Here is a 25614-nt window from a genome sequence, read left to right on the forward strand (position 1 = left end):
CCGCGATGAGGAGGAGCGGCGCTAATGACGCACGCCGTGAAACCCAAGAAGCACGAGTACGATCGCATCCCCTATCTCGTTGCCTTCCAGAACAATTCCGGTGTCCGGGACGTCTACGGCGGCCTGGCCGAGATCACCGTGCTGGAAAGCTACCTGCTCAAGCCCAGGGACAATCCGTCGGACACCGTGCTGGTGTTCATGCACCCGATCGGCGGTGGCGCCTACCTGCCGATGATCAATGCCCTGGCCCGCGCCGGTCATCACGTCATCTACTGCAACAGCCGCTTCCGCGGCACCGACTCGGCGCTGCTGATGGAGAAGGTGGTCGAGGACCTCGGCGAGTGCATCAAGGACGCCAAGAAACGGCTGGGGTACTCCAAGGTGGTGCTGGCCGGATGGAGTGGCGGCGGTTCGCTGTCGGTGTTCTACCAGCAGCAGGCGCAGAATCCGACGATCACCTCCAGCCCGACCGGTGACGGCCCGGACCTGACCAAACTCGACCTGCCCGCCGCCGACGGCATCATGCTGCTGGCCGCGCACATCAGCCGTCACGGCACGCTGACCGAGTGGCTGGACGCATCGATCCTCGACGAATCCGACCCGACCAAGCGCGATCCCGAGCTTGACCTGTACAACCCCGACAACCCCAACCAGCCGCCTTACAGCCAAGAATTCCTGGCCCGGTACCGGCAGGCGCAGATCGACCGCAACCGCCGCATCACCGCGTGGGTCAAAGACAAGTTGGCCGAGCTGAGGGCCGCCGGCCGGCCGGACGACGAGTTCGGGTTCGTCGTGCACGGCACCATGGCCGACCCGCGATGGCTGGACCCGACCGTCGATCCCAACGAACGCGCCCCGGGGACGTGCTACCTGGGGGATCCTCAAGTGGTGAACATGAGCCCCGTCGGGTTGGCCCGGTTCTCCACGTTGCGCGGCTGGCTCTCGCAGTGGAGTTACGACGACGCCCGCGGCGACGCGGTGTCCTGCGGGCCCGATATCGCGATCCCGGCGCTGGTGATCGGTAACCTGGCCGACGACGCGTGCACACCCAGCCACACCCGCCGGCTTTTCGAAGCGATCGGGCACCCGGACAAGGAGATACACGAAATCCCCGGCGCCACACACTATTACGCGGGACCCGACCAGCGTGACGCGCTGCGCACGGCGGTCACCATCGTCACGGACTGGCTCGTCCGGCACGACTTCGCGAGCGCCGAGTGATTCCCACAGGTCCGCTGGACGGCGTCCGGGTGCTCGAACTGGGCACCCTGATCGCCGGCCCGTTCGCCGGGCGGCTGCTGGGCGACATGGGCGCCGACGTCATCAAGGTGGAACTTCCCAAGGCCCCGGACCCGTTGCGCACCTGGGGCCAGGCCGAAGTCGACGGGCAGCACGTCTTCTGGACGGTGCACGCGCGCAACAAACGAGCCATCACCCTCGACCTGCGCCACGCCCAGGGCCGCGAACTGTTCTGCGAGCTCGTCGAGAAATCCGACATCGTGGTGGAGAACTTCCGCCCGGGCACCCTGGAGAAGTGGAACCTGGGCTACGACGTGCTGTCCGAGCGCAACCCCGGCATCATCCTGGTGCGCGTCTCCGGTTACGGACAGACCGGACCCGACGCGTCCAAGGCCGGTTACGCGTCGGTCGCCGAGGCGGCGAGCGGACTGCGACACCTCAACGGTTTCCCGGGCGGCCCACCGCCCCGGCTGGCGCTCTCGCTCGGCGACAGCCTCGCGGGCATGTTCGGCGCCCAGGGAGCGCTGGCCGCGCTGTACCGCCGCAGCGTGACCGGGCGCGGCCAGGTGGTCGACGTCGCGCTCACCGAATCCTGTTTGGCCGTTCAGGAATCCACGATCCCCGACTACGACGTCGGCGGCGTGGTGCGCGGACCGTCGGGCACCCGGCTCGAGGGCATCGCCCCGTCCAACATCTACCGCAGCGCCGACGGCTCGTGGGTGGTGATCGCCGCCAACCAGGACACCGTCTTCGCCCGGCTGTGCAAGGCCATGGGGCGCCCGGAGCTGGCCACCGACGACCGGTTCGCCACGCACGTCGCGCGCGGCCGCAACCAGGACGAGCTCGACAACATCATCGGCTGCTGGGCGGCCGAACGCCAGCCGGGCGAGATCATCGAAACCCTTTCCGCCGCAGGGGTGATCGCGGGTCCCATCAACACGGTCGCCGAGGTCGTCAACGACCCGCAGCTGCGGGCCCGCGACATGCTGGTCGAGCACTACGACGAGCGGTTGCAGCGCAATGTGCTCGGACCCGGCATCGTTCCGGTGCTCTCGGAATCTCCGGGCCGGCTGCGCAACGCCGGCCCGGCGCGTCCGGGCGAACACAACGACGACGTCTACGTCGGGTTGCTGGGCAAGACCGCCGCGGAACTCGAGGAGCTGCGGGCCCAGGAGGTGCTATGACCACCCAGCATGTCCAGATTCGAGAAGTGGCCCTGCGCGATGGCCTGCAGATCGAGGCGCCAATCCCGTTGTCGGCCAAGCTCGAACTGCTGGCCGCGGTGGCGGCCACCGGCGTCCGCGAGGTGGAGGCCACCGCGTTCGTCTCCCCGACGAAGGTGCCGTCGATGGCCGACGCCGCCGAGCTCGCCGCCCACCTGCACGACTACCCCGACATCGAATTCTCCGCCCTGGTCGCCAGCCCCAACGGGGCCAGGCGGGCCGTCGCCGCGGGGCTACGCTCCATCGAGTACGTGGTGGCCGCCGACGACACCTTCAGCAAGGCCAACGTCGGGCGCACTAGCGCGGAGGCGACCAACCAAATCGACGAGATCGTCGCGATCGCGCACGACGGCCCCACCGGCGTCCCTGTTACCGTCGAGGTCGTCATCGCCACGGCGTGGGATTCGCCGTTCGAAGGCCCCACCCCGCCGCAGCGGGTGCTCGACATCGCCGCGGCCGCACGCGAGCGCGGCGCCGACCGGCTGTCGATCGCCGACACCATCGGCACCACCACCCCGGGCCGCGTGAGTTCGCTGATCGCGCAACTGCGTCCGGTCATCGGGGACATGCCGCTGGGCGGCCACTTCCACAACACCCGCGGCTCCGGACTGGCCAGCGCCTACGCCGCGGTCACCGCCGGGGTGACCCGGCTGGACGCCTCGGTCGGCGGGCTGGGCGGCTGCCCGTTCGCCCCCGGCGCCACGGGCAACATCGCCACCGAGGACCTGGTGTATCTGCTGCGCGACAGCGGTGTCGACGTCGACGTCGACCTGCAAGCCGCCATCGCCGCGGCCGCCGTGGCGAAGTCGTTGGTGGGCCACGATTTACCGAGCTCCCTGCTGCGCGCCGGCGACCGGATACAGAATTGATGTCCGCCCCGGAGGCAACCCGCGAGCTGACCGCCAAAGGCCGCCAAACCAGGCAGGCCATCGAGCAGGCCGCCCGTAAACTGTTCGCCGAACGGGGCTTTCACGGCACCACGGTGGCCGACATCACGTCGGCCGCCGGGAAATCGCCGGCGGTGTTCTACCGCTACTTCACCGACAAGGAAGACCTGCTGGCGGCGCTGGCGAAATCGTTCCTGCACGAGGTGGTGACCCCGTCGGGGGCCAGCGTTCACCTGCCCGACGCCCCCGACGACGACGCCTTTTTCACCTCGGTGGTCACCGGCTACTGGAACATGTTCAAGCAGAACATCGGGATCATGATCGCGGTGGCCCAGCTGGCCGCCACCCAGCGCCGGTTCGCCGCCGTGCAGAACGAATTCCGGCGATTGGGCATCGATCTCGTGGCGGCCTCGGTGCGCCGCGCCCAGGAGCAGGGCTACGGCGCCGAATTGAACCCCGAACACACCGCGGCGGCCATCGCGCTGCTGTTCGAGAACTTCACCACCGTGTTCGTCGGTCCCTCCAACCTGGGCATCAAGATCAGCGACAAGGACGCCATCGCCACGCTGTCGACGATCTGGAAGAGAACCCTGTACGGCGCATAAGGAGAAAACCATGGATTTCACGCTGCCCGAGCACCTTCCGGGTGTGCTCGCCGAGATGGACGAGTTCATCGAGACCGAGATCAAACCGCTGGAACGCGAGAACATCCAGTATTTCGACCAGCGCCGCGAGCACGCGCGCACCGATTGGGACAACGACGGCATTCCCACCCGCGAGTGGGAGGACCTGCTCGCCGAGATGCGCAGGCGCGCCGACAAGGCGGGCTGGCTGCGCTACGGCCTGCCGGCCTCGCTCGGCGGCCGCGACGGCAGCAACGTCGACATGGCCGTCATCCGGGAACACCTGGCGCGCAAGGGACTTGGCCTGCACAACGACCTGCAGAACGAGTCGTCGATCGTCGGGAACTTCCCGCAGGTGATCATGATGGAGCGCTTCGGCACCGACGAGCAACGCCGGGTGTGGTCGGAAGCGCTGATCACCGGGGAACGTTCGATGGCGTTCGGACTGACCGAGCCCAAGCACGGCTCGGATGCCACCTGGCTGGAAACACACGCCGAACGTGACGGCGACACCTGGGTGATCAACGGCTCCAAGCGGTTCAACACCGGCGTGCACCGCGCCACCCACGACCTGGTCTTCGCCCGCACCTCCGGGGAGCCCGGCGGCGCACGCGGAATCACCGCGTTTCTGGTGCCGACCGATACGCCGGGGTTCGACGTTCCGTACTACTGGTGGACGTTCAACATGCCCACCGACCACGGCGAGGTCGAGCTGACCGACGTTCGGGTGCCCGCGGACGCGGTGCTCGGCGAGGTGGATCGCGGCCTGGAGGTGGCGCAAACCTTCCTGCACGAGAACAGGATTCGGCAGGCGGCCAGCAGCCTGGGCGCCGCGCAATACTGCATCGACCGCGCCGCCGAATACGCCGGCGGCCGAACTGTGTTCGGCAAGCCGCTGTCGGTCAACCAGGCGGTGCAGTGGCCGCTGGCCGAGTTGCAGACCGAAGCACAGATGGTGCGCCTGCTGGTCCAATACGCCGCCTGGCATCTGGACCGCGACCACCACATGGAGGTCTCCGACAAGGTGTCGATGGCGAATTACCGCGCCAATCGCCTGGTCTGCGACGCCGCCGATCGCGCCATGCAGATCTTCGGCGGCCTCGGGTACAGCCGGCACGAGCCGTTCGAGCACATCTACCGACACCACCGTCGTTACCGGATCACCGAGGGCGCCGAAGAGATCCAGATTCGCCGGGTGGCGCAGCGGCTGTTCAACTTCGGCCGAAAATGATGCACGATGACGAGTCGGCCGAGCTGACCGCCAAACTCGCCGCCGTGCTCACGTCGGCCATCGGCACCGACACGGCGGTCGAGAACCTGCGCGCGCTAACCGGCGGCGCCAGCAGAACCACCTGGGCGTTCGAGGCCGTGACCGGCGCGCAACGCCGCTCGCTGATCCTGCGCACCGGTCCGCCCGACGACGTGCATGCCGGCATGGAACTCGAGGCCCGGTCCCAGGCCGCCGCCGCGGCCGCCGGAGCTCCGGTCCCCCACGTCCTGATCGCCGACGATTCGCCTGCGGCACTGGGTAATCCGTTTCTGATCTGCGATGAGATCAAGGGCGAGACCATCGTGCGGCGCATCCAACGCCGGCTCGACTCCGGTGACGGGCACGCCGGCCGCGCCCGATTGCTGCAGCAGTGCGCGCAGGCGGCGGCCGCCATTCACCGCGCCGACCCACACGGCCCGGGCCTGGCCCACGAGGACCAGCTCGACGAATGGCGCCGGCGCCTTGACGACATGGGCGACACCACCGCCACCTTCGAATGGGGGTTTCGCTGGCTGGCCGCAAACCGGCCCGACCCGACGCCGGCGGTGCTGGTGCACGGCGACTTCCGGATGGGCAACCTCATCGTCGACGGATCCGACCTTGCCGCCGTGCTGGATTGGGAACTGGTGCACGTCGGCCAGGCGTACGAAGACCTGGCGTGGTTCTGCATTAGGGCCTGGCGATTCGGCGCCCCGGCCAGCCTGGGCGCCGGCGGCCTCGGCAGCATCGAGAGCTTCCTGCGGGCCTACGAGCAGGCCGGCGCGACTACCGTCGACCGGGTGGCGTTTCACTGGTGGCTGGTGCTGGCCACGCTGCGCTGGGGTGTCATCTGCCGATTCCAGGCGGAACGGCATCTGAGCGGTCAGCACCGCTCGGTCGAGCTGGCCACCATCGGGCGCCGCGTCTGCGAGACCGAGTGGGACCTGCTCAACCTGCTCGCGCCCGCCGACGATGGGCGCCGCGCGGCGGCGCGAGGAGGAGGCGGGCAATCGGGGCCGGGCGGCCCCGTGAGCGGTGCGTACGGCCGCCCGCAGGCGGCCGAACTCGTGGCCGCGGTGGCCGAATTCCTGGAGACCGACGTCCGGGCCGCGACCGACGGCCAGGTCAACTTTCACGCCAGGGTGGCGGCCAACGCCCTGCGCATCGTCGAGCGCGAACTACTCGACGACAGCGGGGCCGAATCCCGTGCGGCGCTGGCCGGCCTGGGTGTCGCCGACGAGGACCAGCTGGCCGCCGCGATCCGGTCCGGCGAGATGGACGACCGGGCGGCCGACGTCACGGCCTGCCTGCGCACCCTGGTACGGCGCCGGCTCGCCGTCGCCCACCCCGGATACGACAGCGAATAGGAGCCACCGCCATGCCCGCGTCCCGCGCAGAAACGGTCATCGAGGCCGCCGACCGCCTGTTCACGGCGATCGAGCGAGGCGATGTCGCGGCGGTCGGCGCGATGTGGAGCGACGACATCGCGGTATGGCGCGTCGGCTCGCGCCACGACCCCCTCAAAACGGACGACAAGGCCCGCGCGATGCGGGTCATCGAGTGGTTCATCGGCGCGACCACGCAGCGCCGCTACGAAATTCTCGACCGGCAGCTCTTCGACGACGGGTCCGCTCAGGGCTTCGTCCAGCAGCACGTCCTGCACGCGACCGGGCATGCGGGGCAATCGATCTCGCTGCGCGTGTGCATCGTGATCCGGGTGGGCACCGACGGCCGGATCGAGCGCATCGACGAATATTTCGACCCCGCCGGGATCGCGCCGTTGCTGGATTGAGACTAGATTCGCCACCAGACATGGGGGTGACGATGACGACTTTGGAGACACTGCTTCACGATCCCGACCTCGCCGGCGGGTGGAACCTGGTCTTGGATCGCTCGGCCATCACGTTCAAGGTCCGCAACATGTGGGGGCTCGTCAACGTCAAGGGCCGCTTCACCGACTTCACCGGCGACGGCCAACTGACCGGCAAGGGAGCGGTTTTCGGGCGCGTCGACATCCGGGCCGCCTCGCTGGACACCGGGATCGGCCGCCGCGACAAACACCTGCGCTCGGCGGACTTCTTCGACGTGGACCGCTTTCCCGAGATCGGCGTCGTCGTCACCGCGCTGCGCCCCACGACGGGCAAGGCCGCCGACGTTCGGGCCAACTTCACCATCAAGGGCATCACCGCGGAGCTGCCGCTGCCCGTCACGATCTCCGAACTCGACGACGGCTCGGTCCGCGTCGCCGGCGAGACCACGCTCGATCGTGCCCGGTTCGACCTGGGTTGGAACCGGCTCGGCATGATCGGCCCGACGGTGACCGCGGCGGCGGAAGCGATCTTCGTGCGCGAATCGCGATGAGATTTCTGCGGGCACCGGCGATAAGCCCGCAGCGACCCCAGTAGCATCTGCACCGTGTCCGACAGCCTCCCCCAATCCAGCGTCGCCCTGCGGATCCTCGTCTACAGCAGCAACGCCCAAACCCGCGAACGGGTGATGCGCGCGCTCGGCAAGCAGCTGCACCCGGATTTGCCCGAGTTGAGCTATGTCGAGGTGGCGACCGGTCCGATGGTGGTGCGGACGATGGACGAGGGCGGCATCGACCTGGCCATCCTGGACGGCGAGGCCACCCCGACGGGCGGCATGGGAATCGCGAAACAGCTCAAAGACGAACTCGAGACCTGCCCACCGCTGGTGGTGCTCACCGGGCGTCCCGACGACGCGTGGCTGGCATCCTGGTCGCGCGCCGAGGGTGCGGTGCCACATCCCATCGACCCCATCCTGCTGGGCCGCACGGTCCTCAATTTGCTGCGAACCCCGGTTCGCTGACCTTCTCCTCGCCGCGGCCATGCCGCGGCTTTTGCCTTCCGCTGACCGCCTGCGGCGGTTCTGACCACCGGCGCCGGTCCGAGTTCGCGCAGCACAGCACGCGCGCGGCCCCCCAATAGTGCAAAACGCCCACCCCGGGCAAGCGCACCGCGCGCCGCGACGCTATGTTGAAGATCACTGTGACGGGCTTCAGACCCAGTTCGTCACAGCAGCCCGGTTACCGCCTGGCCGCTGCAGGCGGCTCGTACGACGGATCATGGAGCGAATTGAACGTCTACATACCCATCCTGGTGCTCGGTGCGATCGCCGCGGCCTTTGCCGTGGGCTCGGTGGTGATCGCGAGCCTGGCGGGCCCGTCACGGTTCAACAAGTCGAAGATGGCGGCCTACGAGTGTGGGATCGAGCCCACCGAGACCTCGGTGAGCGGGCCGCATGCGACGGCAGGACAGCGGTTTCCGGTGAAGTACTACCTGACCGCGATGCTGTTCATCGTCTTCGACATCGAAATCGTGTTCCTGTATCCGTGGGCGGTCAGCTATGACGCGTTGGGCACGTTTGCTCTGGTCGAAATGGTCGTGTTCATGCTCACGGTCTTCGTGGCCTACGCGTACGTGTGGCGCCGCGGCGGCCTGACGTGGGATTGAGGTAAGACGTGGGTCTTGAGGAACAGCTGCCCGGCGGGATTCTGCTGTCCACGGTCGAGAAGGTGGCGGGCTATGTCCGCAAGAACTCGCTGTGGCCGGCGACATTCGGGTTGGCCTGCTGCGCCATCGAGATGATGGCAACCGCCGGGCCAAGATTCGACATCGCTCGGTTCGGCATGGAACGCTTCTCGGCCACCCCCCGGCAGGCCGATCTGATGATCGTCGCCGGCCGGGTCAGCCAGAAGATGGCACCGGTATTGCGGCAGATCTACGACCAGATGGCCGAGCCGAAATGGGTGCTCGCCATGGGCGTGTGCGCGTCGTCGGGCGGAATGTTCAACAACTACGCGATCGTCCAGGGCGTGGATCACGTGGTCCCGGTGGACATCTACCTGCCCGGATGCCCGCCGCGGCCGGAGATGCTGCTGTACGCAATCCTGAAGCTGCACGAGAAGATTCAGGAGATGCCGCTGGGCGTCAACCGGGAAGACGCCATCGCCGAGGCCGAGCAGGCGGCGCTGTCGGCCCGGCCCACCATCGAGATGCGCGGACTGCTGCGATGAGTTCGCCGAATCAGGATCCACACGAGGCGATCGGCCGCGCCGACGAAGAAGTCATCGACGTGCGCCGCGGCATGTTCGGCGTCCAAGGCTCGGGTGACACGTCCGGCTACGGCCGGCTGGTGCGCGAAGTCCTGCTTCCGGGCAGCAGCCCGCGGCCCTACGGCGGCTACTTCGACGAGCTCGTCGACGGACTGGCCGAGGCCCTGAAAAAGGGCGGCGTCGAATTCACGGACGCGATCGAAAAAGTGGTGGTGTACCGCAACGAGCTCACCTTGCATGTGCGCCGGGAGGCGCTGCCGCAGGTCGCCCAGCGCCTTCGCGACGAACCGCAACTGCGCTTCGAAATGTGCCTGGGCGTCAGCGGGGTGCACTACCCGCACGAGGCCGGCCGCGAACTGCACGCGGTTTATCCGCTGCAATCGATCACGCACAACCGCCGCGTCCGCCTGGAAGTGTCTGCGCCCGACGATGATCCGCACATCCCGTCGCTGTTCGGCATCTATCCGACCACCGACTGGCACGAGCGTGAGACCTACGACTTCTTCGGCATCATCTTCGACGGTCACCCGTCGCTGACCCGCATCGAAATGCCCGACGACTGGCACGGACATCCGCAGCGCAAGGACTACCCCCTCGGCGGAATTCCCGTCGAATACAAAGGCGCACAGATCCCCCCGCCCGACGAGCGGAGAGCGTACAACTGATGAGCACCACCACCGAATCGACGCACGACGGCGCCGGCGAGACCCTCGTGGTCGCCGGCGGCCAGGACTGGGACAAGGTCGTCGAAGCCGCCCGCAACGCCGATCCCGGCGAACGCATCGTGGTCAACATGGGGCCCCAGCACCCGTCCACGCACGGGGTGCTGCGGCTGATCCTGGAAATCGAGGGCGAGACGGTCACCGACGCCCGCTGCGGGATCGGGTACCTGCACACCGGCATCGAAAAGAACCTCGAATACCGCTACTGGACCCAGGGCGTCACCTTCGTGACCCGGATGGATTACCTCGCACCGTTTTTCAACGAGACCGCCTACTGCCTGGGCGTGGAGAAGCTACTCGGCATCACCGACCAGATACCCGAGCGCGTCGACGTCATCCGGGTGTTGATGATGGAGCTCAACCGGATTTCGTCGCACCTGGTGGCCTTGGCCACCGGCGGCATGGAACTGGGCGCCATGACCCCGATGTTCGTCGGTTTCCGGGGCCGCGAGATCGTGCTGACCCTGTTCGAATCGATCACCGGCTTGCGGATGAACAGCAACTACATCCGGCCCGGCGGCGTGGCCCAGGACCTGCCACCGAACGCGCAGACCGAGATCGCCGAGGCCCTCGAACCGCTGCGGGAAGTGCTGCGCGAGATGAGCGGTCTGCTCAACGAGAACGCGATCTGGAAGGCCCGCACCCAGGACGTCGGCTACCTGGACCTGACCGGGTGCATGGCGCTGGGCATCACCGGGCCGATCCTGCGTGCCACCGGGCTGCCGCACGATCTGCGCAAGAGCGAACCGTACTGCGGATATGAAAACTACGAATTCGACGTAATCACCGAAGACACGTGTGATGCTTACGGGCGCTACATGATTCGTGTCAACGAGATGTGGGAGTCGATCAAGATCGTCGAGCAGTGTCTGGACAAGTTGAAGCCCGGCCCGACCATGGTCGAGGATCGCAAGATCGCCTGGCCGGCCGACCTGAAGGTGGGGCCGGACGGCATGGGCAACTCGCCGGAGCACATCGCCAAGATCATGGGCGGTTCGATGGAGGCCTTGATCCACCACTTCAAATTGGTCACCGAGGGCATCAGGGTTCCGCCCGGCCAGGTGTACACCGCGGTCGAGTCGCCGCGCGGGGAGCTCGGCGTGCACATGGTCAGCGACGGCGGCACCCGGCCCTACCGAGTGCATTACCGAGACCCCTCGTTCACCAACCTGCAGTCGGTCGCCGCGATGTGCGAGGGCGGGTTGGTCGCCGACCTGATCACCTCGGTCGCCAGCATCGACCCGGTCATGGGCGGGGTGGACCGGTGACCGGCCCGCAGGGACAGCCGGTCTTCCTGCGGCTCGGCCCGCCGCCGGACGAGCCCAACGCGTTCGTCGTCGAGGGCGCGCCCACGTCGTATCCGCCCGAGGTGCGGGCCCGGCTGGAGGTCGACGCCAAGGAGATCATGGGCCGCTACCCCGAGAAGCGCTCGGCGCTGCTGCCGTTGCTGCACCTGGTGCAGGCGCAGGATTCCTACCTGACGCCGGCGGGCCTGGAGTTCTGCGGTGAGCAGCTGGGACTCAGCGGAGCCGAGGTGTCCGCCGTGGCGAGCTTTTACACCATGTATCGCCGCGGCCCCACCGGCGACTACCTGGTAGGCGTCTGCACCAACACGCTGTGCGCCGTCATGGGCGGCGACGCCATTTTCGATGCCCTGAAAGAACATTTGGGCATCGGCAACGACGAGACGACCGCCGACGGATCGGTCACCCTGCAACACATCGAATGCAACGCCGCCTGCGACTACGCGCCCGTGGTGATGGTCAACTGGGAGTTCTTCGACAACCAGACTTGCGAATCGGCACGCGAACTCGTCGACTCGCTGCGTTCCGGTGAGCCCAAGGCCCCGACCCGCGGCGCGCCGCTGTGCGCCTTCCGGGAGACGTCGCGCATCCTGGCCGGCCTGCCCGACGAGCGGCCCGACCAGGGGCAGGGAGGCGCCGGTGCGGCGACCCTAGCCGGCCTGAAGGTAGCCAAGGAACACGGCATGCAGGCGCCCGGCGCGCCGGAAGGCCAGCCATGACAACCACTTCCGAGACGTCCGGCGCCACGCCGCTCACTCCGGTGCTCAGCCGCTTCTGGGACGACCCCGAGTCCTGGACGCTTGAGACCTACCGCCGGCACGGTGGCTACGAGGCGATGAAGAAGGCGCTGGCGATGGAGCCGGACGCGGTGATCGGGGTGGTGAAGGATTCCGGGCTGCGCGGGCGCGGCGGCGCGGGCTTCTCGACCGGGACCAAGTGGTCGTTCATCCCGCAGGGCGACACCGGCGCGGCCGCCAAACCGCACTACCTGGTGGTCAACGCCGACGAGTCGGAACCCGGTACCTGCAAAGACATCCCGCTGATGCTGGCGACACCGCACGTCCTCGTCGAGGGCGTCATCATCGCCGCCTACGCGATCCGGGCCAACCACGCGTTCATCTATGTGCGCGGCGAGGTGCTGCCGGTGCTGCGCCGCCTGCAGAACGCGGTGGCCGAGGCGTACGCCGCCGGGTACCTAGGCCGCGACATCAACGGCTCGGGATTCGATCTGGAGCTGGTCGTGCACGCGGGCGCCGGCGCTTACATCTGCGGCGAGGAGACCGCGCTGCTGGATTCGCTGGAAGGCCGACGCGGCCAGCCGCGGCTACGCCCGCCGTTCCCCGCGGTGGCCGGCCTGTACGGCTGCCCCACGGTGATCAACAACGTCGAGACCATCGCGAGCGTGCCGTCGATCATCGGCAACGGCGTGGACTGGTTCCGCTCGATGGGAAGCGAAAAATCCCCGGGCTTCACGCTCTATTCGCTGTCCGGGCACGTCACCCGCCCCGGGCAGTACGAGGCCCCGCTGGGAATCACGTTGCGGGAGTTGCTCGCCTACGCCGGCGGGGTGCGGGCCGGTCACCGGCTGAAGTTCTGGACGCCCGGCGGCTCGTCGACCCCGCTGCTGACCGACGAGCATCTCGACGTCCCGCTGGACTACGAGGGCGTGGGCGGCGCCGGCTCGATGCTGGGCACCAAGGCGCTGGAGATCTTCGACGAAACCACCTGCGTGGTGCGTGCGGTGCAGCGCTGGACGTACTTCTACAAGCACGAATCGTGCGGCAAATGCACGCCGTGCCGCGAGGGCACCTTCTGGCTGGACAAGATCTACGAGCGGCTGGAGGCCGGCACGGGCACGCACGAGGACCTCGACAAGCTGCTGGACATCTCCGACTCCATCTTGGGTAAAGCGTTCTGCGCCTTGGGCGATGGCGCCGCCAGCCCCGTCATGTCGTCGATCCAGTACTTCCGCGACGAGTACGTCGCCCATGTCGAGGGCGGCGGATGCCCGTTCGACCCACGAGACTCCATGCTGATACCGAACGGAAAGGCATGACGAGCTGATGACGAGCCTTGCCAAAACCGAGACCGGCGACGAGGTGCGTCCACCGGAGATGGTGACGCTGACCATCGACGGCATCGAAATCAGCGTTCCCAAGGGAACTCTGGTGATCCGGGCCGCCGAGCTGATGGGCATCCAGATCCCGCGGTTCTGCGACCACCCGCTGCTGGAGCCGGTCGGCGCGTGCCGCCAGTGCCTGGTCGAGGTCGAGGGCCAGCGCAAGCCGATGGCCTCATGCACCACCGTGGCCACCGACGACATGGTCGTGCGCACCCAGCTCACCTCCGAGGCCGCCGACAAGGCGCAGCACGGCGTGATGGAGCTGCTGCTGATCAACCATCCGCTCGACTGCCCCATGTGCGACAAGGGCGGCGAATGCCCGCTGCAGAACCAGGCAATGTCCAACGGGCGGGCCGATTCTCGCTTCACCGACGAGAAGCGCACCTTCGCCAAGCCGATCAACATCTCCTCGCAGGTGCTGCTCGACCGCGAGCGCTGCATCCTGTGCGCGCGCTGCACGCGGTTCTCCGAACAGATCGCCGGCGACCCGTTCATCGACATGCAGGAGCGGGGCGCCCTGCAGCAGGTCGGCATCTACGCCAACGAGCCGTTCGACTCCTACTTCTCGGGCAACACGGTGCAGATCTGCCCGGTGGGCGCTCTGACCGGGACCGCCTACCGCTTCCGGGCCCGTCCGTTCGATCTCGTCTCCAGCCCGAGCGTCTGCGAACACTGTGCCTCCGGATGCGCACAGCGCACCGACCACCGCCGCGGCAAGGTGCTGCGCCGGCTGGCCGGCGACGACCCGGAAGTCAACGAGGAGTGGAACTGCGACAAGGGCCGGTGGGCGTTCACTTACGCGACCCAGCCCGACGTGATCACCACTCCCCTGGTTCGCGACGCCGACGGCTCGCTGCAGCCGACCTCGTGGTCACACGCGATCGCCGTCGCGACGCAGGGCCTCGAGGCGGCGCGCGGGCGCACGGGGGTGCTGGTCGGCGGCCGCGCGACCCTGGAGGACGCCTACGCCTACTCCAAGTTCGCGCGAATCGTGCTGGACAGCAACGACATCGACTTCCGCGCCCGGCCGAGTTCGGCCGAGGAGGCCGACTTCCTGGCGGCCCGCATCGCCGGCAGGCCGATGACCGTCAGCTACGCCGATCTGGAGTCGGCGCCGGTGGTCGTGCTGGCCGGGTTCGAGCCCGAGGACGAGTCGCCGATCGTGTTCCTGCGGCTGCGCAAGGCGGCCCGCAAACGCGGGTTGCCCGTCTACGCGGTGGCGCCGTTCGCCACCCGGGCGCTGGACAAGATGTCCGGCCGGCTGATCAAGACCGTGCCCGGCGCCGAAGCCGCGGCGCTGGACGGGTTGGCCACCGGCGAGGTGGGTGACCTGCTGTCCACCCCCGGCGCGGTCATCATGGTCGGCGAACGCTTGGCCACCGTGCCGGGCGGATTGTCCGCTGCGGCGCGGCTCGCCGATACCACCGGCGCCCGCCTGGCCTGGGTGCCGCGGCGCGCCGGCGAGCGGGGCGCGCTGGAGGCCGGTGCGCTGCCCGGGCTGCTGCCCGGCGGCCGTCCGGTGGACGACGAGACCGCCCGGGCGCAGGTGGCGCGGGCCTGGAACGTGTCCGAATTGCCCTCCGGCCGTGGGCGTGACGCCGACGGCATCCTGGCCGCCGCCACCGACGGGACGCTGGGCGCGCTGCTGGTGGGTGGCGTCGAGCCCGACGACTTCGCCGACCCCGAAGCGGTGCTGGCGGCGCTGGACGGCGCCGGCTTCGTGGTCAGCCTCGAGATGCGGGACAGCGCCGTCACGCGGCGCGCCGACGTGGTGTTCCCGGTCGCGTCGACGACACAGAAGGCCGGCGCGTTCATCAACTGGGAGGGCCGCTTCCGGCCCTTCGACGCCGCGCTGCGCAACACCCAGGACGCCACCCAGTCCGACCACCAGGTGCTCGACGCGCTGGCCGACGAGATGGGCGTCTACCTGGGCATGTCCACCGTCGACGCGGCCCGCGAAGAACTGGCCGCGCTGCGGCACTGGGACGGCAAGCGCCCCGCGAGCCCGGACGTCGCGGCGCCGCAGCCACCCGAGGTCGGCGCTGGCGAGGCGGTGCTGGCCGGCTGGCGGATGTTGCTGGACAACGCCCGAATGCAGGACGGTGAGCCACATCTGGCGGGAACGGCCCGCAAATCCGTCGTGCGGCTGTCCGCCGACACGGCCGCCGAGATCGGCGCCGCCGAGGGCGACGCGGTGACCGTCAGCACGTCACGCGGGTCCATCAGCCTGCCGCTGCTCGTCACCGACATGCCCGACCGGGTGGCGTGGCTCCCACTCAACTCGTCGGCGTCGGCGGTGTACCGCCAGCTCGGGGCAACCCCCGGCAGCACAGTGAAAATCGGAGTGGGCAAATGACTCGCGCCGGCGACGATGCAGAGCGAAGCGATGAGGAGGAGCGGCGCACATGACCACCGGCTTGACGGTCTTCGGGCACGACACCTGGTGGCTGGTGCTCGGCAAGGCCCTGGCCATCTTCGTGTTCCTCATGCTCAACGTGCTCGTCGCGATCCTGCTCGAACGCAAGATCCTCGGCTGGATGCAGCGCAGGCCCGGACCGAACCGGGCGGGACCCTGGGGCGTCCTGCAGAGCCTGGCCGACGGAATCAAGTTGGCGCTCAAGGAAACGATCACGCCCGGTGGTGTCGACAAGTTCGTCTACTTCGCGGCGCCGGTCATCTCCACGATCCCGGCGTTCACCGCCTTCGCGTTCATCCCGTTCGGCCCGGTGGTGTCGGTGTTCGGCCACCGGACGCCGCTGCAACTGACCGACCTCCCCGTCGCGGTGCTGTTCATTCTGGGGCTGTCGGCCATCGGGGTGTACGGAATCGTGTTGGGCGGCTGGGCATCCGGGTCCACCTATCCACTGCTGGGCGGGGTGCGCTCCACCGCCCAGGTCATCTCCTACGAGGTGGCGATGGGACTGTCGTTCGCGGCGGTGTTCCTCTACGCCGGCTCCATGTCGACGTCACAGATCGTCGCCGCACAGGACCGGGTCTGGTACGTGTTCCTGCTGCTGCCGTCGTTCGTGATCTACCTGATCTCGATGGTCGGCGAAACCAACCGGGCGCCCTTCGATTTGCCCGAGGCCGAGGGTGAACTGGTCGCGGGATTCCACACCGAGTACTCGTCGCTGAAGTTCGCGATGTTCATGCTGGCCGAGTACGTCAACATGATGACGGTGTCCTCGCTCGCCACGGCCTTGTTCTTCGGCGGCTGGCATGCGCCGTGGCCGCTGAACATGTGGGCCGGCGCCAACACCGGGTGGTGGCCGGTGCTGTGGTTCACCGCCAAGATGTGGACCTTCTTGTTCATCTACTTCTGGCTGCGGGCCTCGCTGCCCCGGCTGCGCTACGACCAGTTCATGGGCCTGGGCTGGAAGCTTTTGATCCCGGCCTCGCTGGTCTGGGTGCTGATCGCGGCGGTGGTCCGCACACTGCGCAACCAGGGGTATCAGCACTGGACCCCGGTACTCGTGGTGAGCAGCATCGTGTTCGCCACGGTCCTGGTGATGTTGCTGCGAAAACCGTTCAGCGCGCCGGGGATTCGCGCGCTGGAGCGCCAGCTGCGGCGTCAGGCGAAGAAGCTGCCGGCCGCATCGATCTCCACACCGGTATTCCCGACACCGCCGCTGCCGGCGAAAGAGATGAAGTCGCTGGCGGCGGCGAGCAAGGAGGAAGCACGTGGCTAAATTCTTGGACGCCGTGGCCGGATTCGGCGTGACGCTGGGATCGATGTTCAAAAAGCGCGTGACCGAGGAGTATCCGGAAAAGCCGGGCCCGGTCATGCCCCGCTATCACGGGCGTCACCAGCTGAACCGCTACCCCGACGGCCTGGAGAAGTGCATCGGCTGCGAACTGTGCGCGTGGGCGTGCCCGGCCGACGCGATCTACGTCGAGGGCGCCGACAACACCGAGGAACTCAGGTACTCCCCCGGGGAACGCTACGGCCGGGTGTATCAGATCAACTATCTGCGCTGCATCGGCTGCGGCCTGTGCATCGAAGCCTGCCCGACCCGGGCGCTGACGATGACCAACGACTACGAGATGGCCGACGACAATCGCGCCGACCTCATCTACGAGAAGGACCGGCTGCTGGCCCCGCTGCTGCAAGACATGCTCGCGCCGCCGCATCCCAGGGCCGAGGGCGCCACCGACAAGGACTACTACCTGGGCAACGTGACCGCACACGGGCTGCGGGACAACCAGCACGCCGGAGACTCCCGGTGACCGGTTTCGCGGGCCACGCCGTCACGTCCGTGATGGCCTCCAGTTTCGCCCACGACACCATCGCTCGAACCTCCACCGGCGAAGCGGTGACGTTCTGGGTGCTGGGGGCGCTGGCGGTGATCGGTGCGCTCGGGGTGGTGTTGGCGGTCAACGCCGTCTACTCGGCGATGTTTTTGGCCATGACGATGATCATCCTGGCGGTGTTCTACATGATCCAGGACGCGTTGTTCTTGGGCGTCGTTCAGGTCGTCGTCTACACCGGCGCGGTGATGATGCTGTTCCTGTTCGTGCTCATGCTCATCGGCGTGGACTCCGCCGAATCGCTGCGGGAGACGCTGCGGGGCCAGCGCGTCGCCGCGGTGGCCGCCGGTGTCGGATTCGGCATCCTGCTCATCGCCGCCATCGGCGACGTGGCCGCGGGCGGCTTCGCCGGGCTGACCACCGCGAACGCCGCCGGGAACGTGGAAGGGCTGGCGGCGCTGATCTTTTCGCGCTACCTGTGGGCATTCGAACTCACCAGCGCATTGCTGATCACCGCGGCCGTCGGGGCCATGGTGCTGGCGCATCGCGAGCGTTTCGAACGCCGCAAGACGCAACGCGAGCTCTCCCAGGAACGATTCCGGCCCGGCGGGCACCCCACCCCGCTGCCCGGCCCCGGCGTGTACGCCCGCCACAACGCCGTCGACGTGGCCGCGCTGCTGCCGGACGGCTCGTACTCGAAGCTGTCGGTGTCGCCGATGCTGCAAAGCCGCGGCGCCGACGGCAAGAAGACCCCGTCCCCCGAGGCAAGCTCGGGTCTGTCACAAGGCGGTCCGTCGTGAATCCCGCTAATTACCTGTACCTTTCGGCGCTGCTGTTCACCATCGGGGCCGCCGGTGTGTTGCTGCGCCGCAACGCCATCGTGATGTTCATGTGCGTCGAGCTCATGCTCAACGCCGTCAACCTCGCGTTCGTCACGTTCGCGCGGATGCACGGCCACCTGGACGGACAGATGATCGCGTTCTTCACGATGGTGGTGGCCGCCTGCGAGGTGGTCATCGGCCTGGCCATCATCATGACCATTTTCCGTGCCCGCAAATCGGCGTCCGTCGACGACGCGAACCTACTCAAAGGCTGAAGAGCGCCACGTGACGAATCTTATTGGGACTCAATACAGCTGGCTGCTGGTCGCGCTGCCGTTGGCGGGTGCCACCATCCTGCTGTTCGGCGGGCGGCGCACCGACCGCTGGGGGCATTGGCTGGGCTGCGCCACCGCGCTGGCGGCATTCGCCCTGGGCCTGAGCCTGCTGGGCGAGTTGCTCGGCCGCCCCGCCGACGACCGCGTCATCCACCAAAAGGTGTTCAGCTGGATCCCGGTCGGCCAGCTCCAGGTCGACCTCGGGCTCCAGATCGACCAGCTGTCGGTGTGTTTCGTGTTGCTGATCTCCGGGGTCGGCTCACTGATCCACATCTATTCGGTCGCCTACATGGCCGAAGACCCCGACCGCCGGCGGTTTTTCGGCTACCTCAACCTGTTCCTCGCCTCGATGCTGCTGCTCGTGGTCGCCGACAACTACGTGGTGCTCTACGTCGGCTGGGAAGGGGTGGGCCTGGCGTCCTACCTGCTGATCGGGTTCTGGTACCACAAGCCGACCGCCGCCACCGCCGCCAAGAAGGCTTTTGTGATGAACCGGGTCGGCGACGCCGGGCTGGCGCTCGGAATGTTCTTGATGTTCAGCACTTTCGGCACGCTGTCGTACGCCGGGGTGTTCGCCGGGGCGCCGGCCGCAGGGCGGGGCGCGCTGACCGCGATGGGACTGTTGCTGCTGCTGGGCGCCTGCGCCAAATCCGCGCAGGTGCCGCTGCAGGCCTGGCTGGGTGACGCCATGGAGGGCCCCACCCCGGTGTCCGCGTTGATCCACGCCGCCACCATGGTGACCGCCGGGGTGTATCTGATCGTGCGGTCCAACCCGCTGTACAACCTCTCGCCCGACGCGCAACTGGCGGTGGTCGTCGTGGGTGCGGTCACGTTGCTGCTCGGGGCGTTCATCGGCTGCGCCAAGGACGACATCAAGCGGGCGCTGGCGGCCTCGACGATGAGCCAGATCGGTTACATGGTGCTGGCCGCGGGCCTGGGTCCGGCCGGCTACGCGTTCGCGATCATGCATCTGCTCACCCACGGCTTCTTCAAGGCCGGGCTGTTCCTGGGATCCGGCGCGGTGATCCACGCGATGGACGAAGAGCAGGACATGCGCCGCTACGGCGGCCTGCGCGCCGCGCTGCCGATCACGTTCGCCACGTTCGGCCTGGGATACCTGGCGATCATCGGTGTGCCGCCCTTCGCGGGCTACTTCTCCAAGGACGCCATCATCGAGGCGGCGCTGGCCGCCGGCGGCGTCCGGGGTTACGTGCTGGGCGCGGCGGCGCTGCTGGGCGCGGGCGTCACCGCGTTCTACATGACCCGCGTCATGCTGATGACCTTTTTCGGTAAAAAGCGCTGGGCGCCCGGCGCCCACCCGCACGAGGCGCCCGGCCTGATGACGTGGCCCATGATCCTGCTGGCGATCGGCTCGGTGTTCTCCGGCGGCCTGCTCGCGGTCGGTGGCACCTTGGCGCGCTGGCTCGAACCGGTCGTCGGGAAACACGAAGAAGTCACCCACGCGTTCCCGGTCTGGGTGAGCAGCGCGCTGGCACTGGGTGTGGTCGCCATCGGGATCGCCGTCGCCTACCGGCTTTACGCCACCGCGGACATCCCCCGGGTGGCCCCCCTGTCGGTCTCGCCCCTGACGTCGGCCGTCCGCAAGGACTTCTACGGCGATGCCCTCAACGAGGAGGTGTTCATGCGCCCCGGTGCGCAACTGACCCACGCGCTTGTCGAAGTCGACAACGCGGGCGTCGACGGCTCGGTCAACGCGCTGGCGGCGCTCGTGAGCCAGGCGTCGAATCGGCTGCGGGGCCTGCAAACCGGCTTCGCCCGCAACTACGCACTGTCGATGCTGACGGGCGCGGTGCTGGTGGTCGCGCTGATCCTGGCGGTGAAACTGTGGTGAACCCGATGACCTCGGTTCCATGGCTCAGCGTGCTGTGGCTGGTGCCGCTGGCCGGAGCGGTGCTGATCATCCTGATGCCACCCGGGCTGCGGCAGCTCGCCAAGTGGACGGGCCTGGTGTTCGGCGTCGCGACCCTGGCGGTCGCGATCGTCGTCACCCTCGGGTTCAAGACCGGCGGCGCCCCGTATCAGTTCGTCGAAAAGCACCAGTGGATCCCGGCTTTCGGGGCCGGCTACACCCTGGGCGTCGACGGCATCGCGGTGGTGCTGGTGCTGCTGACCGCGGTGCTGATCCCGGTGCTGCAGATCGCCGGCTGGAACGACGGGGGCCAGCGCACGCGCGGCGTGCACGCCTACGTCGCGCTGACGCTGGCCATCGAATCCATGGTGCTGATCTCGGTGATCGCGTTGGACGTGCTGCTGTTCTACGTGTTCTTCGAAGCCATGCTCATCCCGATGTACTTCCTGATCGGCGGCTTCGGCGGGGGGTCGGGCCGCTCACGTGCGGCCGTGAAGTTCTTGCTGTACAACCTGTTCGGCGGGCTGATCATGCTGGCCGCGGTGATCGGGCTGTATGTGGTGACCTCGCAGCACGGGTCGGGCACGTTCGACTTCCGTGAGATCGTCGCCGGCGTCGCCTCCGGGCGCTACGGGGCGGATTCCGCGGTGTTCAAGGCGCTCTTCCTGGGCTTCATGTTCGCGTTCGCGATCAAGGCCCCGCTGTGGCCGTTCCACCGCTGGCTGCCCGACGCCGCGGTCGAGGCCACCCCGGCCACCGCGGTGCTGATGATGGCCGTGATGGACAAGGTCGGCACCTTCGGCATGCTGCGCTACTGCCTGCAGCTGTTCCCCGATGCCTCAACGTATTTCCGCCCGCTGATCGTCGTGCTGGCGGTCATCGGGGTGGTCTACGGGGCGATCGTCGCCATCGGCCAGACCGACATCATGCGCCTGATCGCCTACACGTCGATCTCGCACTTCGGGTTCATCATCCTCGGCATCTTCGTGATGACCAGCCAGGGCCAGAGCGGGTCGACGCTGTACATGCTCAATCACGGGCTGTCCACGGCGGCGGTGTTCCTGATCGCCGGCTTCCTGATCTCGCGGCACGGCAGCCGGGCGATCGCCGACTACGGCGGCGTGCAGAAGGTGGCGCCCATCTTGGCGGGCACCTTCCTGGTCTCCGCCATGGCCACCCTGTCATTGCCCGGCCTGGCCCCGTTCATCAGCGAATTCCTGGTCCTGCTGGGAACTTTCAACCGGTACTGGCTGGCCGCCGGATTCGGCGTCACCGCGCTGGTGCTGTCGGCCGTGTACATGCTGTGGCTCTACCAGCGCGTGATGACCGGGCCGGTGGCCACCGGCAACGAGAAGATCGGCGACCTGAGGGCGCGCGAATTGATCGTCGTCGCACCGTTGATCGCGCTGCTGCTCGTGCTCGGGATCTATCCCAAGCCCGTCCTCGACATCATCAATCCGGCCGTCGAGAACACCATGACCACCATCGGCCAGCACGACCCCAAACCAACGGTGCCGGTGGGCAATCCCAGGCCGGCCCAAGCCCGGACCGCTGAAGGACCGCGATGACCCTCCCCACCCCCAGCATCCAGTACTTCCTGCTGTCCCCGACCCTCATCGTGTTCGGCATCGCCGTGGTGGGGGTCCTCGCCGAAGCGTTCCTGCCCAGGCGCATCCGCTACGCCGGCCAGGTGACGCTGGCCCTCGGCGGCTTGATCGCGGCGTTCGTCGCCGTCGTCGCCGTGAGCCGCTCGATCAAGAGCTCGGGGCGGGCCGCGGTCCTGGGCGCCATGGCCATCGACCGTCCGACGCTGTACCTGCAGGGCACCGTGCTGCTGGTCGCGGTGATGGCCGTCATCTTCATCGCCGAACGGACCCAAACCAAAACGGAGAGCAAGGTTTCCGTCGCAACGGGCGCCGGCGGCACGGGAGGCCTGGACTCGTTCACCCCGCAGGCGTCGGCGGTGCCCGACAGTGACGCGGAGCGGGAGGCCGAGCGGGCCGGAGCCGCCCAGACGGAGCTCTTCCCGCTGGCGATGCTGTCGGTCGGCGGCATGATGGTCTTTCCGGCGTCCAACGACCTACTGACGATGTTCGTCGCGCTGGAAGTGTTGTCCTTGCCGCTGTACCTGATGTGCGGCCTGGCCCGCCACCGTCGCCTGCTGTCGCAGGAAGCGGCCATGAAATACTTTCTGCTGGGCGCGTTTTCGTCGGCCTTCTTCCTCTACGGTGTGGCGCTGCTCTACGGCGCGACCGGCACGCTGCTGCTGACCGGTATCCGCGATGCGCTGACCACACGCGGCGACAGCTCGCTGGCGCTGGTCGGTGTCGCACTGCTGTCGGTCGGCCTGCTGTTCAAGGTCGGCGCCGTTCCGTTCCACTCGTGGATTCCGGACGTGTACCAGGGCGCCCCCACCCCGATCACGGGATTCATGGCGGCGGCCACCAAGGTGGCGGCGTTCGGCGCGCTGCTTCGGGTGATCTACGTGGCGCTGCCGCCGCTGCATGACCAGTGGCGGCCGGTGCTGTGGACGATTTCCATCCTGACCATGGTGGTGGGGACCATCACCGCGGTGAACCAGACCGACGTCAAGCGGATGCTGGCCTACTCCTCGGTCGCCCACGTCGGATTCATCCTCACCGGCGTCATCGCCGACAACCACACCGGGCTTTCCTCCACGTTGTTCTATTTGCTCGCCTACAGCTTCAGCACCGTGGGCGCGTTCGCCATCGTGGGCCTGATTCGCGACGACGACGGTGTCGAGGATGCCGCGCTGTCGCACTGGGCGGGGCTGGGACAGCGCTCCCCCATTGTGGGCGTGATGTTTTCGATGTTCTTGTTGGCGTTCGCCGGCATCCCGCTGACCAGTGGATTCGTCAGCAAGCTCGCCGTGTTCAAGGCCGCCGCCCAGGGGGGCGCCGCGCCCCTGGTGATCGTCGGTGTGGTCGCCAGCGGTGTCGCCGCCTACTTCTACGTGCGGGTGATCGTGTCGATGTTCTTCACCGAGGCCACCGAGGACACCCCGCACGTGGTGGCGCCGGGCATCCTGAGCAAGGCCGCGATCGCGGTCTGCGCCGCGGTCACCGTGGTGTTGGGCATCTTCCCGCAGCCGCTGCTCGACCTGGCCGATCACGCCGCGCACCTGCTGCACTGACGGTGATCGACGTCGGCGCTCAGGCCAAGAACGGCCGGATCGCCAGCAGGTAGATCACCAGCGCACCCAGCGGGGCGGCCAACGGCAACCACGGCAACTGCAACGGGAACGACGTTGCGACCAACCCGGCGAACGTAAACCCCACCGCGGCAACGGCCGTCGGCCAGCTGCTCAGCACAACCGGGGCGGCCGCGCCGGTCGCATGGCGGCACACCAGGTAGGCGGCCGCGCACAATCCGGACAGCGCGACGAACACGACCGGCGGATCGGACAGCGTGACCGTCACGACCGCCAGCAGCACGGCAACCGTTGCGGCGAACCGGAATACCGTCCCCGCGCCCACCGAAACCAGGGCCGCCACCCACGCGGCCACGGCGAAACCGTGCGAGCCCCCGGCCGCCGATCCCACCATGAGCAGACCGAACCCGGTCGCGAACGCGGGCGAGCCCAGCCGACCCAGCGCGCCCGCACCACCGCTATCCACGCAGCCTCCCGCGCACCCGGCGGCGGCGATCGGGCAGCACACCCATCGACTGCTCGAGACCGCTGTCGCCCCGCCACGACACGATGTCCACGCCGACGGTGGCCATGTCGCGATACATCGAGGAGCGCTGCAGCGCCCACATCCGATCGACCAACGGATCCTGATCGTCTTCGAATGGCGAACTGTCGAGGATGTCCACGGCCAACACGACATGGCCCCGCCTCCGCAGATCGATGAGGGCGAGAGCGAATTCGGTGTCGAGCAGCGTGGAGAACGCGATGACGATCGCCCCGGCAGGCACCGCCGCGCGCGGCGCCAGCGTGCCCGTGGTGCGCTCGAATCGGTCACCGGCACCGAGCACGGTGTCGAGCACCCGATAGAACTGGCGCTGCCCGATGTCGGCGCCGAGCCAGCGCGGACGGTTGCCCCCGAGCGCGACGATCCCGGCCCGATCACCGTGCCGCAGGGCGGTTTGCACCACTTGCGCCGCGCCCCGGACGACCCGTTCGGTGGCTGCGGTCGCCGGACCCGCCGGCTGCCGATACCCGTCGATCAGCACGACCACGTCCGCCGCGCGGTCGGTCAACCGCTCCGTGACGTGCAGCTGGCCGCGGCGCGCGCTCACCGGCCAATTCACCGCGCGCAGTTGGTCTCCCGGCACGTAGGGACGAATGTCGGCGTATTCCACCCCGGGGCCGACGTGCCGGGTCAGGTGGGCGCCCAGCCGGTCGAGCAACTCGATCTGCGGGATGGGCGTGGCCTGCGGCGGCGTCAGCGGAAACACGATGACCTCGGCGGCGTCGACAACGCCGGTGCCGGTGAGCAGCCCACCGCGTGCGATCACCTCGACGCGGGCCGCGATCCGGTACCGTCCCCAGCGCTGCGCCGTGGCCGCCACCGTCTTCGCCCGGCCCGCATCGGCATCGGCGATCTCGAGCTCCATCCCCTCCACGTCCGGGACCGTGAGCCGGGCGGCCGACAACCCTTGTTCTTCCCCGCTGATCCACACCCGCAGGTGCGCCTGCTCGCTTTCGAAGCATCGCTGGGCGTCGGGCTCGCCGTGCACGCGAATTTCCGGCACCCGCCGCTGCCAGCTGATCGAACACAGCACGCCGAGCAGCGGCGCCGCGAACGCGATCAGCTGCCACCGGGCGCCGATGACGGCCGCGGCCATCGCGAACCCCGCGCAGGTGGCAACCGCGCGCGTCAATCCCGATGCGCGCCAGCGAAACTCGATCTCGCGGCCCTGCGTCACGCC

Annotated in this window: 25 protein-coding genes; 23 read left to right on the plus strand and 2 right to left on the minus strand. The window is 68.2% G+C overall.

What is annotated here, in order from left to right; genetic code table 11:
• Positions 1–24 precede the first annotated feature (24 nt).
• From OCQ_RS19460 to nuoN, 23 genes are all read left to right on the plus strand, one after another.
• Positions 25–1221: an alpha/beta hydrolase family protein gene (locus OCQ_RS19460; RefSeq protein ID WP_009955106.1), complete on the plus strand. Its 1197-nt coding sequence runs from the start codon at positions 25–27 to the stop codon at positions 1219–1221.
• The gene (locus tag OCQ_RS19465; RefSeq protein ID WP_014385570.1) at positions 1218–2423 is read left to right on the plus strand and encodes a CaiB/BaiF CoA transferase family protein; all 1206 of its coding nucleotides are present in this window, start codon (positions 1218–1220) and stop codon (positions 2421–2423) included. Before OCQ_RS19460 ends, OCQ_RS19465 begins: the two co-directional genes overlap by 4 nt.
• Entirely contained in the window at positions 2420–3331 is a 912-nt protein-coding gene (locus tag OCQ_RS19470) for a hydroxymethylglutaryl-CoA lyase (RefSeq protein WP_014383092.1), read from the plus strand. The genes OCQ_RS19465 and OCQ_RS19470 overlap by 4 nt, the downstream gene beginning before the upstream one ends.
• Entirely contained in the window at positions 3331–3954 is a 624-nt protein-coding gene (locus OCQ_RS19475) for a TetR/AcrR family transcriptional regulator (RefSeq protein WP_009955109.1), read from the plus strand. The genes OCQ_RS19470 and OCQ_RS19475 overlap by 1 nt, the downstream gene beginning before the upstream one ends.
• A gap of 10 nt (positions 3955–3964) precedes the next feature.
• Complete coding sequence (locus OCQ_RS19480; protein WP_009955110.1) at positions 3965–5203, plus strand: acyl-CoA dehydrogenase family protein; 1239 nt, start codon at positions 3965–3967, stop codon at positions 5201–5203.
• Complete coding sequence (locus OCQ_RS19485) at positions 5200–6588, plus strand: phosphotransferase family protein (RefSeq protein WP_014385571.1); 1389 nt, start codon at positions 5200–5202, stop codon at positions 6586–6588. Before OCQ_RS19480 ends, OCQ_RS19485 begins: the two co-directional genes overlap by 4 nt.
• An 11-nt stretch (positions 6589–6599) precedes the next feature.
• Positions 6600–7013: a nuclear transport factor 2 family protein gene (locus OCQ_RS19490; protein WP_009955114.1), complete on the plus strand. Its 414-nt coding sequence runs from the start codon at positions 6600–6602 to the stop codon at positions 7011–7013.
• A 32-nt stretch (positions 7014–7045) separates the two neighbouring features.
• Positions 7046–7582, plus strand: coding sequence for a YceI family protein (locus OCQ_RS19495; protein ID WP_179960088.1), 537 nt, complete (start codon positions 7046–7048; stop codon positions 7580–7582).
• Positions 7583–7636: 54 nt separating this feature from the next.
• On the plus strand, positions 7637–8050 hold the full coding sequence (locus OCQ_RS19500; RefSeq protein ID WP_008259435.1) for an Rv3143 family two-component system response regulator: 414 nt from the start codon (positions 7637–7639) through the stop codon (positions 8048–8050).
• Between the two features lie 266 nt (positions 8051–8316).
• Positions 8317–8694: an NADH-quinone oxidoreductase subunit A gene (locus OCQ_RS19505; protein WP_008259436.1), complete on the plus strand. Its 378-nt coding sequence runs from the start codon at positions 8317–8319 to the stop codon at positions 8692–8694.
• Between the two features lie 8 nt (positions 8695–8702).
• The gene (locus OCQ_RS19510; RefSeq protein WP_008259437.1) at positions 8703–9257 is read left to right on the plus strand and encodes a NuoB/complex I 20 kDa subunit family protein; all 555 of its coding nucleotides are present in this window, start codon (positions 8703–8705) and stop codon (positions 9255–9257) included.
• Positions 9254–9961, plus strand: coding sequence for an NADH-quinone oxidoreductase subunit C (locus OCQ_RS19515; RefSeq protein WP_009955118.1), 708 nt, complete (start codon positions 9254–9256; stop codon positions 9959–9961). The genes OCQ_RS19510 and OCQ_RS19515 overlap by 4 nt, the downstream gene beginning before the upstream one ends.
• A complete protein-coding gene (gene nuoD, locus OCQ_RS19520) occupies positions 9961–11286 on the plus strand; it encodes an NADH dehydrogenase (quinone) subunit D (RefSeq protein WP_008259439.1) in 1326 nt (441 codons plus the stop codon). Before OCQ_RS19515 ends, nuoD begins: the two co-directional genes overlap by 1 nt.
• Complete coding sequence (gene nuoE / locus OCQ_RS19525; protein ID WP_009955120.1) at positions 11283–12041, plus strand: NADH-quinone oxidoreductase subunit NuoE; 759 nt, start codon at positions 11283–11285, stop codon at positions 12039–12041. Before nuoD ends, nuoE begins: the two co-directional genes overlap by 4 nt.
• Positions 12038–13378, plus strand: a complete 1341-nt coding sequence (gene nuoF, locus OCQ_RS19530) for an NADH-quinone oxidoreductase subunit NuoF (protein ID WP_009955121.1) — start codon at positions 12038–12040, stop codon at positions 13376–13378. Before nuoE ends, nuoF begins: the two co-directional genes overlap by 4 nt.
• Positions 13379–13385: 7 nt before the next feature.
• On the plus strand, positions 13386–15800 hold the full coding sequence (locus tag OCQ_RS19535) for an NADH-quinone oxidoreductase subunit G (RefSeq protein WP_014385573.1): 2415 nt from the start codon (positions 13386–13388) through the stop codon (positions 15798–15800).
• Between the two features lie 61 nt (positions 15801–15861).
• Complete coding sequence (nuoH, locus tag OCQ_RS19540) at positions 15862–17133, plus strand: NADH-quinone oxidoreductase subunit NuoH (protein WP_009952978.1); 1272 nt, start codon at positions 15862–15864, stop codon at positions 17131–17133.
• 43 nt (positions 17134–17176) lie between these two features.
• A complete protein-coding gene (gene nuoI, locus OCQ_RS19545) occupies positions 17177–17671 on the plus strand; it encodes an NADH-quinone oxidoreductase subunit NuoI (RefSeq protein ID WP_230487587.1) in 495 nt (164 codons plus the stop codon).
• A 32-nt stretch (positions 17672–17703) separates the two neighbouring features.
• Positions 17704–18492, plus strand: coding sequence for an NADH-quinone oxidoreductase subunit J (locus OCQ_RS19550; protein WP_051019796.1), 789 nt, complete (start codon positions 17704–17706; stop codon positions 18490–18492).
• A complete protein-coding gene (gene nuoK, locus OCQ_RS19555; protein WP_008259456.1) occupies positions 18489–18788 on the plus strand; it encodes an NADH-quinone oxidoreductase subunit NuoK in 300 nt (99 codons plus the stop codon). The genes OCQ_RS19550 and nuoK overlap by 4 nt, the downstream gene beginning before the upstream one ends.
• Positions 18789–18798: 10 nt before the next feature.
• Positions 18799–20700 carry an NADH-quinone oxidoreductase subunit L gene (gene nuoL, locus OCQ_RS19560; RefSeq protein WP_014383100.1) on the plus strand — a complete coding sequence of 634 codons (1902 nt, stop codon included), beginning with the start codon at positions 18799–18801 and terminating at the stop codon, positions 20698–20700.
• 5 nt (positions 20701–20705) lie between these two features.
• Positions 20706–22286: an NADH-quinone oxidoreductase subunit M gene (locus tag OCQ_RS19565; RefSeq protein WP_014712170.1), complete on the plus strand. Its 1581-nt coding sequence runs from the start codon at positions 20706–20708 to the stop codon at positions 22284–22286.
• Complete coding sequence (nuoN, locus tag OCQ_RS19570) at positions 22283–23872, plus strand: NADH-quinone oxidoreductase subunit NuoN (protein ID WP_014385575.1); 1590 nt, start codon at positions 22283–22285, stop codon at positions 23870–23872. Before OCQ_RS19565 ends, nuoN begins: the two co-directional genes overlap by 4 nt.
• A gap of 19 nt (positions 23873–23891) precedes the next feature.
• On the opposite strand, the gene OCQ_RS19575 is transcribed toward nuoN, so the two are convergent.
• Both OCQ_RS19575 and OCQ_RS19580 read right to left on the minus strand, forming a co-directional pair.
• The gene (locus OCQ_RS19575; protein ID WP_014385576.1) at positions 23892–24356 is read right to left on the minus strand and encodes a hypothetical protein; all 465 of its coding nucleotides are present in this window, start codon (positions 24354–24356) and stop codon (positions 23892–23894) included.
• Positions 24349–25611 (minus strand): DUF58 domain-containing protein, encoded by a 1263-nt coding sequence (locus tag OCQ_RS19580; protein WP_014385577.1) that lies wholly within the window; start codon positions 25609–25611, stop codon positions 24349–24351. The genes OCQ_RS19575 and OCQ_RS19580 overlap by 8 nt, the downstream gene beginning before the upstream one ends.
• Positions 25612–25614 lie beyond the last annotated feature (3 nt).

The sequence above is a fragment of the Mycobacterium paraintracellulare genome, assembly GCF_000276825.1.
In the GTDB taxonomy this organism is placed as follows: domain Bacteria; phylum Actinomycetota; class Actinomycetes; order Mycobacteriales; family Mycobacteriaceae; genus Mycobacterium; species Mycobacterium intracellulare.

Bases quoted from the DNA above. Each gene is read 5' to 3' on its own strand.
- OCQ_RS19460 (WP_009955106.1), top strand. From the start codon at position 25: ATGACGCACGCCGTGAAACCCAAGAAGCACGAGTACGATCGCATCCCC.
- OCQ_RS19470 (WP_014383092.1), top strand. From the start codon at position 2,420: ATGACCACCCAGCATGTCCAGATTCGAGAAGTGGCCCTGCGCGATGGC.
- OCQ_RS19475 (WP_009955109.1), top strand. From the start codon at position 3,331: ATGTCCGCCCCGGAGGCAACCCGCGAGCTGACCGCCAAAGGCCGCCAA.
- OCQ_RS19480 (WP_009955110.1), top strand. From the start codon at position 3,965: ATGGATTTCACGCTGCCCGAGCACCTTCCGGGTGTGCTCGCCGAGATG.
- OCQ_RS19485 (WP_014385571.1), top strand. From the start codon at position 5,200: ATGATGCACGATGACGAGTCGGCCGAGCTGACCGCCAAACTCGCCGCC.
- OCQ_RS19490 (WP_009955114.1), top strand. From the start codon at position 6,600: ATGCCCGCGTCCCGCGCAGAAACGGTCATCGAGGCCGCCGACCGCCTG.
- OCQ_RS19495 (WP_179960088.1), top strand. From the start codon at position 7,046: ATGACGACTTTGGAGACACTGCTTCACGATCCCGACCTCGCCGGCGGG.
- OCQ_RS19515 (WP_009955118.1), top strand. From the start codon at position 9,254: ATGAGTTCGCCGAATCAGGATCCACACGAGGCGATCGGCCGCGCCGAC.
- nuoD (WP_008259439.1), top strand. From the start codon at position 9,961: ATGAGCACCACCACCGAATCGACGCACGACGGCGCCGGCGAGACCCTC.
- nuoF (WP_009955121.1), top strand. From the start codon at position 12,038: ATGACAACCACTTCCGAGACGTCCGGCGCCACGCCGCTCACTCCGGTG.
- OCQ_RS19535 (WP_014385573.1), top strand. From the start codon at position 13,386: ATGACGAGCCTTGCCAAAACCGAGACCGGCGACGAGGTGCGTCCACCG.
- nuoI (WP_230487587.1), top strand. From the start codon at position 17,177: ATGTTCAAAAAGCGCGTGACCGAGGAGTATCCGGAAAAGCCGGGCCCG.
- OCQ_RS19550 (WP_051019796.1), top strand. From the start codon at position 17,704: ATGGCCTCCAGTTTCGCCCACGACACCATCGCTCGAACCTCCACCGGC.
- OCQ_RS19565 (WP_014712170.1), top strand. From the start codon at position 20,706: ATGACCTCGGTTCCATGGCTCAGCGTGCTGTGGCTGGTGCCGCTGGCC.
- nuoN (WP_014385575.1), top strand. From the start codon at position 22,283: ATGACCCTCCCCACCCCCAGCATCCAGTACTTCCTGCTGTCCCCGACC.